This is a genomic window from Paraburkholderia sp. C35 (assembly GCF_003121405.1).
GTDB lineage: Bacteria > Pseudomonadota > Gammaproteobacteria > Burkholderiales > Burkholderiaceae > Paraburkholderia.
Genome location: NZ_QBUY01000046.1, coordinates 18,766 through 34,526, shown reverse-complemented (window position 1 = coordinate 34,526; position 15,761 = coordinate 18,766). Strand labels below are relative to the sequence as shown.

The following is a 15,761-nucleotide window of genomic DNA, read 5'->3' as shown; positions in this document are numbered from 1 at the left end:
CTCTCTGGCTATGGCACCGGCACGCGCGGCTAGTAGCCGTCCGGCTCGTGATCGCTCGCGGAGTGACGCCGATTCGTGGGCCGGCGGCGAGAGGCGACCGAGCCTTTGTCGGCAGGTCGCGACGATCCCGCAAATCGTCGGCGCATCTGCAGGTAGCGGCGTGCGAGGCTGAAACGCTTGTACCATGGCCACCAGGCAATATGGTAGAAGTGAACGACGGCTACACGATAGCCTGTGCGCCAGCGGGCATCGGGGGCTACTTCGGGGAAACTGTCGAACGCACGATGGCCAATGGCGATCATGCCAACGGTCATCCACGCCAGTGCAACCGCCATGCCGGGCACGCCAAGGCTACACAGCACAACGAAGACAGCCAGCGGCAGACAGATGTACAGTCTGGAACGTGTTCTCACGACGCGTCCTCCCGATAAGTCCATTTGGCCAACACACGTATGCATCCCTGAGTGTGACTCAATCCTGCGCGTTCGTAGCATCTCAACGATCCGGACATGCAGCTTGAATGCAGATGATGCGCAATGGATTCGCCAATTATTCGGATTGCTTATCGCAGTTCGTTCATCTCGTCTCGAAGCAGGACAGCGCAATCGGGTCCACCAATTCTGTTCGCGCAACAAATGGGCGCATCACAATTGCGCCTCGAAAAGCGCACACGTTTGAAAAGCTCGAACACCATCATCTCGTCGAGTGTCAGCGCGACCAGGCACGTGGAAGCGATTCCATTCACTCCGGTTCCAAGGGAATCTGCGCAATCCGGGTAAACGCTGCGCCGAAATCGTTTCCTTTCCCATTTGCAGAGATATTAGAATTCGCGCTCTATTGGTGCATCGCACAATTGTCTGCAGGTACGCGGGTTTATATGGCTCATACCTTTGCATGCGTGTGCCGTAAACAGAACAGTCGTTAGCAGGTCAAAAAATCCACGACGCTAGCTGTGCAAGCCTGAGAGAGTGTGAAGTGAAGACGGAGCAACAACTATTTCGATGCCGGCGCGTGAACCGGGTCGTTGTCGTACATCGGGCCTTTGGCGCGAAGACAACGGCGGACCGTGAAGCGGGCCGCTTCCAGGAACTGGTGTATGAACGATGTACCGAAGCGGCTCAATGTCGATGTGCGGCCAGCTGTCCCCTCTGACGTCCCTGGTGAGGTTGTAATTCTTTCTACCTCTTCTGATAGCGGCCGTGACAACAGGGGCTTTCAGCCGGTTCGCAGTTCAGATCTTCATGTTGAAAGACGTACTGCAGGTGAGGGAGTTCGGGAATGGATGCGCGATCACTCGTCTATCTGACGGCCAGGCCCGTGGACGGGTGGATTCACGAGCTCGGCGAGCAGGGCTGGGACGTGAATGTGGTATCGACGTCGAAGCAGGTTTCGACGCTTGAGTCCGGTGGCGCCGTGGCGGGTGGGGTGGTCGATCTCAGGCCAGCGTTCGCGATCCGCGATAGCGCATTGCTCGAGCGGTCATTGTCGATCGCATCAATTGGCTGGATCGCGGTCGTCGGACAGGGACAGCTCCATGACGATCCCGAACTGCGTCGGCTCATACACGGGTACTGTTCTGATTACGTAACGCAACCGCCCACGGCATCGCGCGTCGCCCGGGCGGTCGGCCACGCGTACGGCATGCTCGGGTTGGCGGAGCCGCGTGTGATGCCTGCCGTCGCCGCGGTCGCCGAGGGAGAGATGGTCGGTGCATGCGAAGCCATGCACGGTCTGTTTCGGGCCATTCGCAAGGTGGCGATGACGGACGCTCCCGTGTTTATCGCGGGTGAATCCGGCACGGGCAAGGAACTGACGGCGGCGGCCATTCATCGCCGCTCCGGCCGTCATGCCCGGCCATTTGTCGCGATCAATTGCGGTGCGATCCCTCGTGAACTCATCCAGTCGGAACTGTTTGGTCATGAGCGGGGCGCGTTCACGGGCGCCAACCAGCGCCGCGTGGGCCGCATCGAGTCGGCTAATGGCGGCACGCTTTTTCTGGACGAGATCGGCGATCTGCCGCTGGAGAGCCAGGCGAGCCTGTTGAGATTTCTGCAAGAGCGAACGGTTGACCGGTTGGGCGGTCACGAGTCGATCGAAGTCAATGTTCGTGTCATTTCGGCAACACATGTAGATCTTCAGGCCGCCGTCAGGGACGCACGCTTCCGCGAGGATCTCTTTCACCGGTTGTGCGTCCTTCATCTTGAAGTGCCGCCGCTTCGCGAACGCAGTGACGACATCGAACTGCTGGCTCACCACATGCTCGACCGGTTTCGTCCGGATGCGAAACGCAAGATACACGGCTTTGCACCCGACGCCCTGCAGGCGATCGCGCGTTATCCCTGGCCGGGCAATGTGCGTGAGCTTGGCAACCGTGTGCAACGCGCGGTCGTCATGACAGAAGGGCGCCATATATCGGCGGCGGATCTCGAACTCGATCACCTGATCAGCAGGGGTGTTATGACACTCGACCGGGTACGCGAGATCGCGGAGCGACAGGCAATCGAGCAGGCGCTGCTTCGTCACCGTGGCCGCTACGTCGACGCAGCCCGCGAGCTTGGGATATCGCGGGTAACCCTCTATCGGCTGCTCGGGTTGCATGGACTGCGCGAGCAGACGGACTCTGTAGCGGAAACGGCGAACGCTTCCACCGGGTGCCGAAAACGTTGGCCATGATCTTTGGGCGCACCGCACGGTTCGCAAGCATGCACAGAGTCGAACAGGCGAGGACGATAAAGCAGTGACTGGAACACAGGAAACACGGACCGGCAGGCGTCTGCTGCGCCCGTCGCGATTTGACCTGGGCGGTCCTCGCGTATTGTTCTGCGTGGGATTGCTGGTCGTTCTCTGTATGACCGGGGTGTGCGCGGCGATCCTGTATCAGGCGCGCGCCGACGCGTTAAACCGTGCGCGAGAGACTTCGAGCAATCTCGCACTGCTGGCCGAACGGGACATTGAGCGCAACTTCGAACTGTACGATCTGTCCTTGCAGGCGGCCATCGACGGACTGCGCGACCCGGAAATACGGGGCTCATCCGTCCATCTCCAGCGCATGGCACTGTTCGACCGGGCAGCCACGGCGCGATACCTGACCGGGATGCTGGTACTCGATGCGGCCGGCAGGATCATTCTGGACGCGGCCGGGGATACGCCTCACCCCGGCAATTTTTCCGATATGCCGTACTTCACGGTCCATCGGGACAGGCCTGATCTTGGCCTCTACGTGAGCGACCCGTTTCGGTCGAGGTTGCGTGACGGCAAGCCGACCATCGCATTGAGCCGGCGTATCTCGAACCCGGATGGGTCATTCGCAGGCGTGGTGGTGATCGCTGTTGACCTGAGTTATTTCCGGTCGCTTTTCGGCGACCTGTCGCTTGGCGCACACGGCGCCGTGTCGCTGATCGGTCGGGACGGCATCATGATCATGCGTCAGCCGTACGACCCCAGGATCACCGGACGTGACATCAGCAAGGCCAGCACCTTTCATCAGTTCCAGACCGCGCCGGTTGGCAGCTTCACCGAGACCTCATCGATCGATGGGGTGCGTCGACTCTATGCGTTCAGGAATTTTCCCAACCTGCCGCTGATCGTGATGGTGGCCGAGGCAGAAAGCGATATCTATGCGGCGTGGCGAGCGAGAGCAATCAGGATTGGCGCGGTGATGACCGTCTTTGGCGCGGCATTTATTGTCCTGTGCGTCCTGCTGGGCCGGCAGCATCGCGAACGCATGCGCGTCCAGGCCGAGCTGCAGAAACTTGCGCGCACCGACGGACTGACGGGACTGTATAACCGCCGCACATTCGATGAAATTCTTGCGCGCGAATGGCGTCGCGCGGCGCGCACTGACGGCGTTATGTCGCTGCTGTTCATCGATCTCGATTTCTTCAAGGCCTATAACGACAGCCAGGGGCATCAGGCAGGCGATGACGCGCTCGCAGCGGTCGCACGTTGCATTAGAGATACTATCCGCCGACCGGGTGATAGTGCAGCGCGCTACGGCGGCGAGGAATTCGTTGTCGTACTGCCAGACACAGATGAGGCGGGAGCGCTCATGATCGCCGAGGCTATCCGCGGCAGGATCAGTGACCTTGCAATCCGTCACGCGACCAGTCCGTATGGATGCGTGACCGCGAGCGTCGGTGTCGCCTGTAGCCGTGCGCGTCGCAGCGACGGGACCCAGAGCATTGTGGGTGCAGCTGACGGGGCGCTGTATCAGGCCAAACATTCCGGCAGAAATCGGGTGAGGGCATTGAGTGGGCCGATATGTTCAAACGGTTTTCAGGCGGTATGAACGGGCAACAGGGTGTCCTTCGGCGCTCGCTTGCCTGGTGAGTTAGCTTGCCCACCAGGCCGAAAGGCAGGACTCTAGCGGCAGTCGCTGCCAGACCTTGAACCAGCCGCAGCGTGTTCTGTGCGGTGGCGGGACTCGCGGAGACGGTCGCGCTCTGGCGGCATAAGATCGCAGTCGGACTGAAACAGCACAGCCTCTTCGCCATCCCGTTTCTGTCTTGGTTGATCGACGTAACAGGGCCGCTGGGTGCTGCCTTCATTTGCTTCACTACCCACAGATATAGGCGTCGATCGGCATTGAGCTGTTGTGCTCGAGCATGCTCTAAAGTCCCCAGATGATGTCCGCATTGCGTGAGGCAGCATCGCGCGGATCGACAATTACTGCGACCAGCCGCATTGATGTTAACCACTCACTGCGGCTGCGCGCTCTTCACTCGCTCGAAGATCAGGATGCCGACTCCCTCGCGACCATCGACCGGACTTTTGTTGGGCTCGGTCCTGATGGAGAGCGTATCGCCATTGACGGTGTAAAAGCGCACCTGGTCGGTTCCGATCCGCCTGCCGTCCCATTCGATGTCGATATGATGCACGACCTTGCCTGGCGCCACGCTATACGTTCCACCGTATGCAAGCATCGATTTGTGGAGCTTGACTCGCTCTTCGTCGGAGGGTTCACCCTGCGGCTGCGGCCGGTCGCCAGACACGAACAGCGCGACCATGCGACCGTCTGGCGAGTAGGTGAGATAGCCGTCAGGCTGTTCGCCCAGCTGGTTGTATCGCTCGTTTGTCCCGACAACTTCGCGCACGAATGATTTCAGACGCCATGTCCCCAGCAATGTATCGGGATCGGCCCACGCGAGCGTGGACAGGCACAACGCGATGAGGGGAACAACGGAAAGGGTTTTTGGCACGAGACGCTCCTTTGAATGAGCGCATCTAACTGCGGCAAACCTGCGCATCGATGCCGGTATCAAGGACTGCGTCCAACGAGCGCACCAAACGCAACAACGGCGTGTTTTCTTTTTCAGCTACCGATATCTTGGATGACTGTCTGCAAATATTCGTCGAGCTGCGAATAGTGCGGTCTATCTGAGCCGTTGATGATGGAAAGATAGTCGACAGAAAGGCAACTTGCCACTGGACGCCAGCACCCGAACGTACACGCATGTCGACGCCTTGCTCCCAGCGTCGGTCGGGCAGGCATAAGCGCGGGATCCGACGCAAATAAAGGCAATAATCAACCAGCCGGGGTGCAGCGCCGACCGTTGGCTTTTCATCCTCGGCTTTCTCTCAGGTTCTGGCTGACCGAACACGGTGAAACCGGCGCTGCGGTGGCAGAATATCGGTGGAAACGGTTCCACGTCACATCACTTTTTGCAATACTTTTATGACGCTCAGTAATTTGGGGGTGGCGTGCTCGCATTCGTTGAACACGAAAAAAAGCCGGCTCAACTTGAGCCGGCTGAAAGGTTCTGGCCATTCCGAGGGCCTGCCAGAACCTGAGAGTCGGCAATTTGATAGAACGCCCGTTCGATGGGCGGATTATAAACGGTGATATTGGCGGACGCCGCTGCCGCGGTTTTCGTTCGTTCCCGACGCAAATACCGCGATTCGTTGGCGGCGCTGCGCGCGACGAATGGGCCCGTCCCGGACCCAGCGGATGACCAGGTGGGACTGGATGACCGGGATGGGTCCTCGAGGGGACATCCGGCAACGCTGACCCCCGGCACCCGCATCGGCGACCGGTCAACCATCCTGGCGCGGCGAACGACATGAATCGCCGGGACCCGGATGAACTGGAATGGCATACCGACCGTCGCGCTGGCCAAGACGGATCTGAAAGCACTAAATGATCTGACCCCAAAAAGTTGATTCTTGGCACCTATGGCGTGGTGTTGCGTCGGTTTGGTTTTTAAGGTTTGGCTATATTTCAACGGGTAAGGCGGCCGACTTATCCACAGGATATCCACTTTTTCAAGTGTTTCCTGTTGCGTGACCGTCCTCCGAGCATTTGTTGCGTTGATACTCATCCGAGGACGCAACGGGATTGATCTTAGCAACGGGATATTGCCAACCTCAGTGTTGCGCTCCCGCCGGCGCAGGATACATCTTTGACTTCACCCCCAATTCCCACAGCATGTCGATGTTCTTGAGATACGTAGCGACGTTCTCGGCCGAACTGTGGATGATCGAATGTTCGTGGCCGTCAGTGCTATCGACTGTCGCCGACCATGGGTCTTCCAGGCACTGGCAGATGTCGTTGATGTCGTCGCGATACTGCTGCAAGGTTTCGGGAGCCCAATTGCCCACAACATCGGGGGCCAGGAGCACCGAGAGCGTGCCTTTCCGCTCGCCGATATACCGTACCGGCGCGAGCAGGCCACTGATGTAGAGAACCATAATCGCGTCAATCACGCGATCGTCGTGATCCTCATCCCAGATGATGGCGAAGTCGAGGAACGCGCAACGTTCGAGCCTGTTCATGGACTCGTCGTGCCAGACCGGTGCCCGTAGGACAGAGTAGTGAGTTCCCCTGCCGAGATTGCCCACCGGGCGCGTTTCATCGTGCAGTGTTTGGAAGAAGGGGCAATAGGACATGTGATACTCCTTTCGGGAGAGAGGCGGCTTCCACCGCAGAACCGCAGCCATTTCGTGGCTGAGAGGATCATGCGTACATTGTCACGCCAACCAGACAGTCATCGACATTTTGTTTCGCTGCGATGCTTCGGGCTGTCCGCCGGCATTGGAGATACTGTCGCTTCAGGTATTGAGCCAAGCTCCGCAAGTTTGTCCCGTGCCTCGCGATATTGTTCATAGAACCTGGCCCATTTGCTGAAGCCACCGAGTTCGCCGACGGCGCGCAACATTGCAAGGTGGGAAGCGGTTAGTAGTTGCACCGTGGCTTCGAGTTCAGCGATCCGGATGTCCTTGTCGGCGAGCGAGGCCGCAGTGTCGGTACCGGACCGTTTCGCAACGCGGCCTCGCCAACGCCGGTATTCGGTCTGCCGTTGTTGATATTCAGCGAGCAGTTTGCTTCGGGACCCGTTACGTGTGATCGACGACGCCGCGTTGATGGACGGGTGCAGCCGCGCGACCGCGCGAGCCGTAATGTCTTCGTCATTGGCCAGCAGCGTTTCAAGGATCTCACGCATCGGCTCGTCGCCAGCCGATGTCGTCTCACTGGGCTCAGTCATCAAGTACTCCGCGTTGCGGCGCCACCGAGAGGTCGACGCCGTCAGGATAAGGGTGTTCGCCAGGAGGTGTAGCAAGCAGCTTCTGTACGCCCGCCAGCCGCTTTTCGGCATGCTCAAGCTGGTTTTGCGATCCAATGCTCGTCGACGGCCGTGCCCTGATTGTCTCCACAGCCTGTTTGAATTTGCCCTCGAGTCTGATCAGGTTCTGCCGGTGCTCAGGCAGGTCGGTTGCCGAGAGATGGCGGCAGTCAGCGAAGCACTCCAGATGCTTTGGGCAAGGATCAACGGTGAACGAGTTCAGGCAGTGTCCGTACGGCGTGGCGTGGAATCCGTCGGCCTCAGCGCGCAGATAGTCGTATGCTGCTGTATCGCCCTCAGTGGACTGGATATACCGGAAGGCATCAACAATCGGGCCACTGGCCTTGCCGCCCTTGATGAGCCGTGCAACCGTGCTGGCTTTCTCGCCCAGCATGATCTCGATGTCCTGCGGAATCTCGACGTAGTCAAGATCTTCCGCGAGGCTCCGATGATCGTACTCATAGCTCTGCGCGACGCTGCGGCGGTTGAAGCGCTTGGAGATGATCGTATCCGCAACGCCGAGCCGGAACAGTTCAGTGTTTTGCAGATGACGAAGCATGTGCGATTCAAGCTTTAATGTCCGGTCTTCGTCGGTCTGACCATATTTCTCGAAGAGCGAGGGGATGTTCTTGTCATCTCCGAGGGCAAGACGGATAAACCTGGAAGTGGGCCGACTGACCGCCATGAATCGCGTCAGATCGCACAGGCCATCATTGCGCTCCTCCGCGAGTGAGCGCTTGGGCTGCACGAAGAGAAGCTCGTACGGCTGAACGGAGCTAACTGCCAGCGGCAAAGGCGTGATGTCGGACACCTTCGTTGGGGTCGCGATCCGGATGTGCTCCTCGAGCTCGCCGACGTGCAAATACGTCGTATGCCATTCCATCCGTTCCGCGGGTATCCGCGGCGAGCCGTCGCCATGACGGAATCGCAGGCTGGCCTTGCCTGCGCGCATCGCTGTCTTCAGGCGATTGCCGAACTGGTAGACGGCCATGTCAAGCGTAAGGTCACCCCTACGTCGGCGCTCATGCTGGTACTCGTGCAGATCAGCAACAACTGCTGGGTCGAAGCCATCCCGATAGCGTTCGATGAAGCGGTCACGCTCAACGTTCGACCAGAATGGGTTGCCCATGAGACGAGTGTAGATTTCGATGAATGGCACGACGCTGTCGGCCGGGTACCATGGCAGAAGGCGGCCCGTTTCGCATTGCAGTTTCAGTGTCGCGCGCAGCGGTTCCGTTATCTTGGCGACGTGGTCAAGCGTCTCTGTCCGCAGCGTCCGGAACATCTCTGGCACAGGCTGCGTCTCTTCACGTAGGATCCGGCTGTCGCTCTGATCCTCCTGTTGCTTTTCTGCGAAGTGGCGCACCATCAGGGATGTTGAGATGCCACCGGCTTCGCCTGCTGGTCGTCCGTTCGCGTCCAGATAGGCACGCTCCCGCTTCCAGTCAACCGGCAGCAGCGCAACTTCACCAGCACGCATGCCCGTCACGATCAGCGTGCGCACCGCCGCAAACCGCAGATCATCCATGAATGTGCGCGGCTTTTCGGTCATCACGATTCGCGTCAGTTCCCAGAACGCCCGGCGTTCTGGAAGACGCTCGCCACGCTTGCGAGCATCGAGATCATTGCGAAGCTCGTCCGGCGACCACATATGTTTTGACTTGATGGCGCTTTTCACTTTCATGCGCGGAACGGCAAGTGCCGGGTATAACGGCCCTGCGTCACAGATGTGCTGGGCGTCGAACACGACCTTGACGATGCCAACCACCGCATCCCCCAGTTTTCCCGAAGCCTGGACAGCCCTGCCGACGCGGATGGCAACGTGCAGATCATCAACGGTCAATTCCCACGGCTCCCTGTCTACGCACGTAGCGACTATGCGCAGCGGGCGGAGGATATGCTTGCACACATGTCCTGTGGTGTTTCGCCTGAACAGCAACTGCTCGGCGACGGCCGCCTTGATCACGTCCTGCCATGCGCCAGACAGCGGCTGTCTGCGCAGCGGTGCAAGTTCGAGCTCGGCACGTTCTGGGTTGATGATCGCCAGCGCTTTCTCGTCCGTACCAAGGTCACGGAGGTAGTTATTCGGTGGCGGTACTTCGCCGGCGATGATCGTAAGATTCCATCCCACGCCGTCTAGAGCAACGCCCGACTCATCAAGAGGCATCTCCCAGCGCAGCCCTTTTTGACGGACAAAGGTCTTGCCCAGTTCAATGAATGCCGAGTAGTGGGGCGTCATCGGACCTCGCTTTCCAGCTCATCAATGACCGTCTGTATTTCGGTGATCGTGCGCTGTAGCTGGAGATAGGTCGGGGACCGGGTGTCTCCACGCGCCCCCTGTTCGAAGAACACGACTACCTCGCGCATTGAGGCCAGCACACTCTCGTGCATTGCCTTGTCACGCAAGGGCATAAACTTCCTGCACCCGTAGCACGATGTCACCGGGTTATATGGGCACGCGGGCTGTCCCGATGTACAGCCGCCGATGCCCGCGATCGGAATGCCGTGAGGCACGCCGGCGATCTGCTGATCACCCTTGAGTTGGGTGAGCTCTTCCGGGGAGATGAACCGGTCGTGCGCGATCCTTGCCACCCGCCGGTACACATCCGACGCGCCAAGCGCGCGGTTGACCCGTTCCGCGTGTGAAGCCGACGTCCGGAAGTACACCAGTCCCGTCTGAACGTACGAATGCCCCATGAACTCAGCGAGTTCCTCGTGGCTGGCACCGGCGTCAACAAGCCGTTGGGCTGCTGTATGCCGTAAATCCGTAGACGTTCCGAGATCATCGGAACCAATCAGCTTGCGCACCAGCGCAGCGATGCGAGCCCCAGCTTCGTAGTTCGATTGGACATTGAAGAAGTGCGCGTTACCTGAGGCTCCGTCGAGCCGTCGCCATTTATCAAGCGCAACAAACACCGGTGCCCACTCACGTTTGACCCGGCGTGTAAGCGGTCGCCGTTTGGCTTCACTCCGCTGTTTGGCCATATGGAACGTCAGATGGACAGTTGGCAACCCGTTCGGAGCTTCGTGCCAGATGCGGACGTTTCGCATGCTCAGCATTGCGATCTGGATGGGGCGCATGGCGAACTGGTAGGCGCACAGCAACATCCCTGTGTCGCAAAGCGCCTCGTAAGGAACTGATGCGGATGACCTGAGCGCCGCAACGCTCTCGTCCAGATGACGCACAATCGCGGCTTCCTCATCCAGGCTCAGAAACACATCTCCAGAATGGACGCCCGCGTAGGCATCGCGGGCCGGCAAGGGGAGGGAATTGGTGACATAAAAACTATAGGAGTCCGACCAACCTTGAATTCGATAGCGGCACAGAAGCCGAAGCAGCGACTTTGCCAGGATGTAGGCCGAGACAGGCATCTCACGCACGCGCAACGCCGCCCAGACGGACGCTATTTGAACCGGGCCCGCACAAACAATGTCAGCGATGTCCCTCTGCGGCAGATGTGTAGCTGAGATCAGGTAGTTCGCAGCGGTAGATACGGTGAGGTCCTGACCCAGGAGATACACGAAGAGGTGCTTTAGCAGCAGGGCATGCCTTAATTCATACGGGGTGAAGTCGACCCTGATCGTTCGGCCATTGATCGCCAGTTCGAAGACCATCGTATTGGACGGATCACGAATCGAATACTGTTTGTCGTCAAAGTCGTCGTAATATCGGACGACCGGAGGCAGAGCCGGCAATGCCCTCAGGAGCCGCTCGATGATGTCGCCGGCAGATGACGGATCCGGGAACAAGCCTGAGCTGTGCGGTTCCTCCATATCAGTTCCTGCGGGGCAACGCGCGAAGCAACGCAACCCGATCATCGAAGGCGTCATTCCAGACGCCGGCCAATCTGTCCTCAAACACTGCGCGCGCATATCGGGACGGCATCGAGGAGGTCTTGGACCAGCCGAAGAGAGTTCGCATCTTCTGGATCGCCTCATCCATCGCGTCGCCGTGCTCAAGCAACTGCTGCAACCTGACGACGGCACTCGTGTGACGAAGATCATGAGGCGTTATCGCATTTTTGCCAGTACGATCCTTCAACTCGGCGAGTGCTTCGGTCGGCAGGCAGCGAGATATCAACGCGAACGCCTTGGTCAGCGTTTCGGTCGACAGAGGTGTGTCGAATTGGGAGTTCAGCAAATAGGAATGAGACGGGCGGCCGCGATAGTTATCCACGTAACGTTGCACGATGCTGGCTGTCAGCTCACTAACAGGAACCTGCCGAACCGAATGTGCGTTCTTGATGCTCGGTTTCGAATAGCGAGGGTCAGCCTCCGCATTCTCGTACTCGTTGTTCTGGACGTTGAGCCAGTATCGCGTACGCTGCTGCCGGCGGTCGTAACCACTTTTCACCGCGTCAGCCGGCAGAAGCAAGGCTTCCCCCCGTCGTAGTCCTTGATGCAACATCAACACGAAGGCAACAAAAACACGCCAGCGTGTCTGCTCGCGCGCAAACGGATTTTGTCGAGAATCCGGTGCAAGCACTAGGTACAGCGCCTCCACAGTGCTGGCCGGCAACGAGCGCACCGTCTCGACTGAGTTGTCCCTGCGAACGTGAAGCTGCCCGTAAAGCCCGGTAAGCCTGTGAAGCCGGTGCTCGATCGACCTCAGCCGGTCATTGGATGCCTCACTTTTCGATAACCACGTCACGATCGACGAGACGAATTCAAGCCCGGTCTGCCAACGCATTTCGTCCGCGCCGCTCACCGCGGACTGATTGCGGATCGAGACGAACCACGATTCGAGGATTCCAGCCAATGCCTGGTCGTTTAGCGTTCCCAGCGCGTCGTCCAAGGCATACGGTCCACCAATTCCGGCGGCATGCTGATACAGGTTTTCCAGATACCGGAGCTTTTTTGCATGCGTGGACGCGGCCAGCCGGGACGACGACATCGTCGACCAGACCGCAGCCCAGTAACGCGGCAACCCGACGTCATCAAGCAGCACAGGGCCACGGAGCGACAACGGAATATCGCGACCATCCAGATGTTGGAACACGGAAGCCGTCCGTCAGAAACGCAACGGCAAAAGCTACCATTTTTTGTATGACAATTGCATGCAAGGACGGATTGTCAGCCGTTTCCACGCAACAGCTTCATACATACCAGTCCCGGTGATAAAAAGCGTTATGTCAAATTAAAGATCGGGAACGGGGCCAACCTCCCGCCGCCGCCAGTTCATCTGGCTTGTTGGGCAAACAGGTCGCGTGCCTGCACCGGGCTGTTCAGTTTTCCCAGTCGTTCAAGCTGCATGAACGACGAGCGATCCTGGACAGCATCCCTCATCTCTTGTTGTTCAAATTTTTCATTTGTTCACGATGCGTGTACACTGGAGAAAACTGAACGAGAATATCCGATGACTTCATCAAGTGTTGAGCTCGATCCACTCGTCGAGGCGGCCGCGCACGCGTTCAGCGCAGCTTCGGGCATCGACACCTCTGTGGATGCGCCGCCGCCCGGCACTGACTATCACGGCATTATTGAATTCGATTTGAACCCTCGAATCAGCAGTCCAGTCGTGGTGGCCCGATCGATTGACCGTCAGGAGCGACTCGCGGCCGTGACCGCCACGGCCCGAATGCATCATGAGAAGCGTTTTCTGCTCGTCACGTCGTACCTCACGCCGTCCCTTATCGACGCCTGCCGCACTCTCGAAATCACCGCGATCGACCTGTCCGGCAACGCGTTCCTGCGCGAGCAGAAGAACCTCATCCTGATTTCGGGGCGGCCACGCGCTACGGAGGATCATCGTTCCCGACCCGGCCTCTGGTCCAAGCGGTCCCTGCAGGTTATCCTGGCCCTGCTCGTCAGACCTGCACTGATCAACCAGGGCAGACGCGACATCGCCGGATTCGCCCGAGTCAGCACCGGTACCGCACAGACCACCGTGCAGACCTTGCTGCAGCGCAGGGATCTGATCCACCGCTCCGACGGGTCGATGGCATTCGCCAACTATGAGCGGCTGCTGGATGAATGGGTCACACTCTATCCGTCGCTGCTCCGGCAGTCTCTGCAACTAGGCCGGTACCGCGCGGCAGAGCCAAACTGGTGGGCCGAAATGACCTCAGCCGATTCCGACTGGATGTTCGGCGGCGAGTCTGCAGCTGCACTCATCACACACTACCTGAAGCCAGAGGTGGTCACGATATATAGTCAGAAAGGCATCCCGAAGGAGATGATCACTCGCGCCCGGCTCCGACCAGACGCGACCGGCAACATTGAATTTCTCACGGCGCCTGTGATGTTGGGTCCTACCTCGGGCCTCATGGATAACATTGTCTATCCCGCGCTCGTCTATGCTGATCTCGTCGCGAGCGGTGACTCCCGCAATCTCGAAACCGCCCGGATGATTCGTGACCAGTACATCAAACATGCCAATCAAGCTGCTCGATAGCCACCCTTTTCCTGAAGTCTCAGTTGCGGTACTGCGCGAAGTTTCGCTCGCAGCGAACGCGACCGGTGCGGAATGGTTCATCGGCGGCGCAACGGCGCGCGATATCCTGACCACGCACCGTTTCGGCATTGAACAGTCACGCGCGACCGCCGACATCGACATCGGCGTAAGTATTGAGAGCTGGCAAGGCGACGGGGAACTGCGCGCCGCTCTCATCGCCACGGGAAAATTTGAGCAAAGCGAAGCAGCGCAGCGGCTTCACTACCGTGTTCCGGGCACCAATGGCTTGATGTGGCTGGACATCATTCCGTTTGGTGGGATCGAGAAAAATGGAAAGCGCGAGATTGCCTGGCCTCCGGACGAAGCCTTACGGCTGAACGTCGCAGGATTTGGAGAAGCGCTCCACGCGGCCATCGAGGTCGAGCTGGCCGCCGATCTTGTCGTCTACGTTGCTTCACTACCGGCCCTCGCGATGCTGAAGATCATCGCGTGGCGAGACAGACACACTCAACACGCCAGAGATGCGACCGACCTACGGTTTCTGCTCGCAAAGTACGCTGAGGCCGGTAACCACGATCGCCTTTACGCGGGAGATGCAGAAGATCTGCTTGAGGCTCATGAGTTTGATCCGGATGTCGCAGGTGCCGCCCTGCTCGCCCGCGACATGGCGCCGCTTGTCGCGCCAATGCTCCGGCCTCAGATACTTGCGGCGTTATCGCCTGGAGAAGCGTACCCACCCATGCTCAATCAGATGCTGGGCGGCGGGCATAGGCTGCTACTGCTCGACGGTGAAACACCGGGCGCGACCGAGCAGTTGTTCAACGCGTTCCGCACAACACTTGAGAAGGCGTTTACGCCTAACCGCTGAAACCACAAATCAGAACACAGGCGACGAACACTTTATCTCGGGGTAGTCGTCCCTTTTGTGCCAAATCTGGCGGTTTTATCGTGAAAGCCTTTCCTGTTCAATGAATTGAGCAATTGCGATTTTATCGACAGTCGCCGACACGCAAAGGCTTAGTGCTAGCGACTCTGCGCGAAGGTACCGCCAGATTTGGCACAAAAGGGACGATTACCCTACTACAGCGAAGACGAGTTGCCAGGCGTGTACGCGCGTAACCTGTCCAAGTATGGTGACAAGATGGGACCGAGCTACGACTATCTGATCGAGAGCGGCAAGACGCCTCAACAGATCATCGAAAGGACATCCTCACGGGCATCGCGAAAGTCAAATGAACGAATCTCAGATCATCGTCAGGACCCTGCCAAGCCGCCCGCGACTTGTGCTGGACAAACCGACGGGCAGTCTTACGCAGGTCACCGAGTCGGAGTCTTTACCCATACGCGGCTTTGCGTTTCCCGTGGAAGACAAGATGTTCGTGCAGTACGCCGAGGACAGAAGGATGTACCTTCAACTCGGTGCGCAGCGCTGGGAGGTCGACTCGTCGAGCAATATGAGCTATGGCCATAACTTCGACGACAAGACGACGACGTTCACCATCGATGGGTTCAGTGTTGAATACGAGGCGTGGTGGGCGCACGATCCGACATTCAACAAGTTTGCGCCGGAACGCGATCAGGACGAAGACCCGCTTGCTAATGTGTATCACCTGTACAAGAACGGCGAAGACCGAGAAGACTACATCCGTCGCATGATGCAAGGCTAGTGGTCGCAACGATTGATATAAGACGGCCGCGCTACGAAGAGCGCAGCCAACGCTTCCAGGCTCGCGGGCCGGCGCGTTTCAGGGACTGGCAGCTGGGAATTCTGTGTCCGACGAGCACCGCATTGATCCGGACGACATCTA

12 protein-coding genes are annotated in these 15,761 nt (G+C 58.8%); 5 read left to right on the top strand and 7 right to left on the bottom strand.

Annotated features, from left to right (window positions below; translation table 11 throughout):
- Window positions 1–29 precede the first annotated feature (29 nt).
- A complete protein-coding gene (locus tag DK391_RS24570) occupies window positions 30–413 on the bottom strand; it encodes a hypothetical protein (RefSeq protein WP_162600902.1) in 384 nt (127 codons plus the stop codon).
- Between the two features lie 865 nt (window positions 414–1,278).
- On the opposite strand from DK391_RS24570, the gene DK391_RS24565 reads away from it, so the two are divergent.
- Together DK391_RS24565 and DK391_RS24560 are read left to right on the top strand one after the other, a co-directional pair.
- The gene (locus DK391_RS24565) at window positions 1,279–2,673 is read left to right on the top strand and encodes a sigma-54 dependent transcriptional regulator (protein WP_109480601.1); all 1,395 of its coding nucleotides are present in this window, start codon (window positions 1,279–1,281) and stop codon (window positions 2,671–2,673) included.
- A gap of 124 nt (window positions 2,674–2,797) precedes the next feature.
- The gene (locus DK391_RS24560) at window positions 2,798–4,288 is read left to right on the top strand and encodes a diguanylate cyclase (RefSeq protein ID WP_239482937.1); all 1,491 of its coding nucleotides are present in this window, start codon (window positions 2,798–2,800) and stop codon (window positions 4,286–4,288) included.
- A gap of 409 nt (window positions 4,289–4,697) precedes the next feature.
- Here DK391_RS24560 and DK391_RS24555 read toward each other — a convergent pair whose 3' ends face one another.
- From DK391_RS24555 to DK391_RS24530, 6 genes are all read right to left on the bottom strand, one after another.
- Window positions 4,698–5,198 carry a lipocalin-like domain-containing protein gene (locus DK391_RS24555; RefSeq protein ID WP_162600901.1) on the bottom strand — a complete coding sequence of 167 codons (501 nt, stop codon included), beginning with the start codon at window positions 5,196–5,198 and terminating at the stop codon, window positions 4,698–4,700.
- A gap of 1,165 nt (window positions 5,199–6,363) precedes the next feature.
- Entirely contained in the window at window positions 6,364–6,885 is a 522-nt protein-coding gene (locus DK391_RS24550; RefSeq protein ID WP_109480598.1) for a hypothetical protein, read from the bottom strand.
- A gap of 98 nt (window positions 6,886–6,983) precedes the next feature.
- A complete protein-coding gene (locus DK391_RS24545) occupies window positions 6,984–7,481 on the bottom strand; it encodes a hypothetical protein (RefSeq protein WP_109480597.1) in 498 nt (165 codons plus the stop codon).
- A complete protein-coding gene (locus DK391_RS24540; protein ID WP_109480596.1) occupies window positions 7,474–9,798 on the bottom strand; it encodes a hypothetical protein in 2,325 nt (774 codons plus the stop codon). The genes DK391_RS24545 and DK391_RS24540 overlap by 8 nt, the downstream gene beginning before the upstream one ends.
- On the bottom strand, window positions 9,795–11,333 hold the full coding sequence (locus DK391_RS24535) for a site-specific integrase (protein ID WP_239482936.1): 1,539 nt from the start codon (window positions 11,331–11,333) through the stop codon (window positions 9,795–9,797). The genes DK391_RS24540 and DK391_RS24535 overlap by 4 nt, the downstream gene beginning before the upstream one ends.
- A 1-nt stretch (window position 11,334) precedes the next feature.
- Entirely contained in the window at window positions 11,335–12,558 is a 1,224-nt protein-coding gene (locus tag DK391_RS24530) for a site-specific integrase (protein ID WP_109480594.1), read from the bottom strand.
- 357 nt (window positions 12,559–12,915) lie between these two features.
- On the opposite strand from DK391_RS24530, the gene DK391_RS24525 reads away from it, so the two are divergent.
- The 3 genes from DK391_RS24525 to DK391_RS24515 all read left to right on the top strand — a co-directional run bounded on the left by DK391_RS24525 (window position 12,916) and on the right by DK391_RS24515 (window position 15,620).
- Window positions 12,916–13,953 (top strand): type IV toxin-antitoxin system AbiEi family antitoxin, encoded by a 1,038-nt coding sequence (locus DK391_RS24525; protein ID WP_162600900.1) that lies wholly within the window; start codon window positions 12,916–12,918, stop codon window positions 13,951–13,953.
- Entirely contained in the window at window positions 13,931–14,821 is an 891-nt protein-coding gene (locus DK391_RS24520) for a nucleotidyl transferase AbiEii/AbiGii toxin family protein (RefSeq protein WP_109480592.1), read from the top strand. Before DK391_RS24525 ends, DK391_RS24520 begins: the two co-directional genes overlap by 23 nt.
- Window positions 14,822–15,185: 364 nt before the next feature.
- Complete coding sequence (locus tag DK391_RS24515) at window positions 15,186–15,620, top strand: hypothetical protein (protein ID WP_109480591.1); 435 nt, start codon at window positions 15,186–15,188, stop codon at window positions 15,618–15,620.
- The last annotated feature ends 141 nt before the right edge of the window (window positions 15,621–15,761 follow it).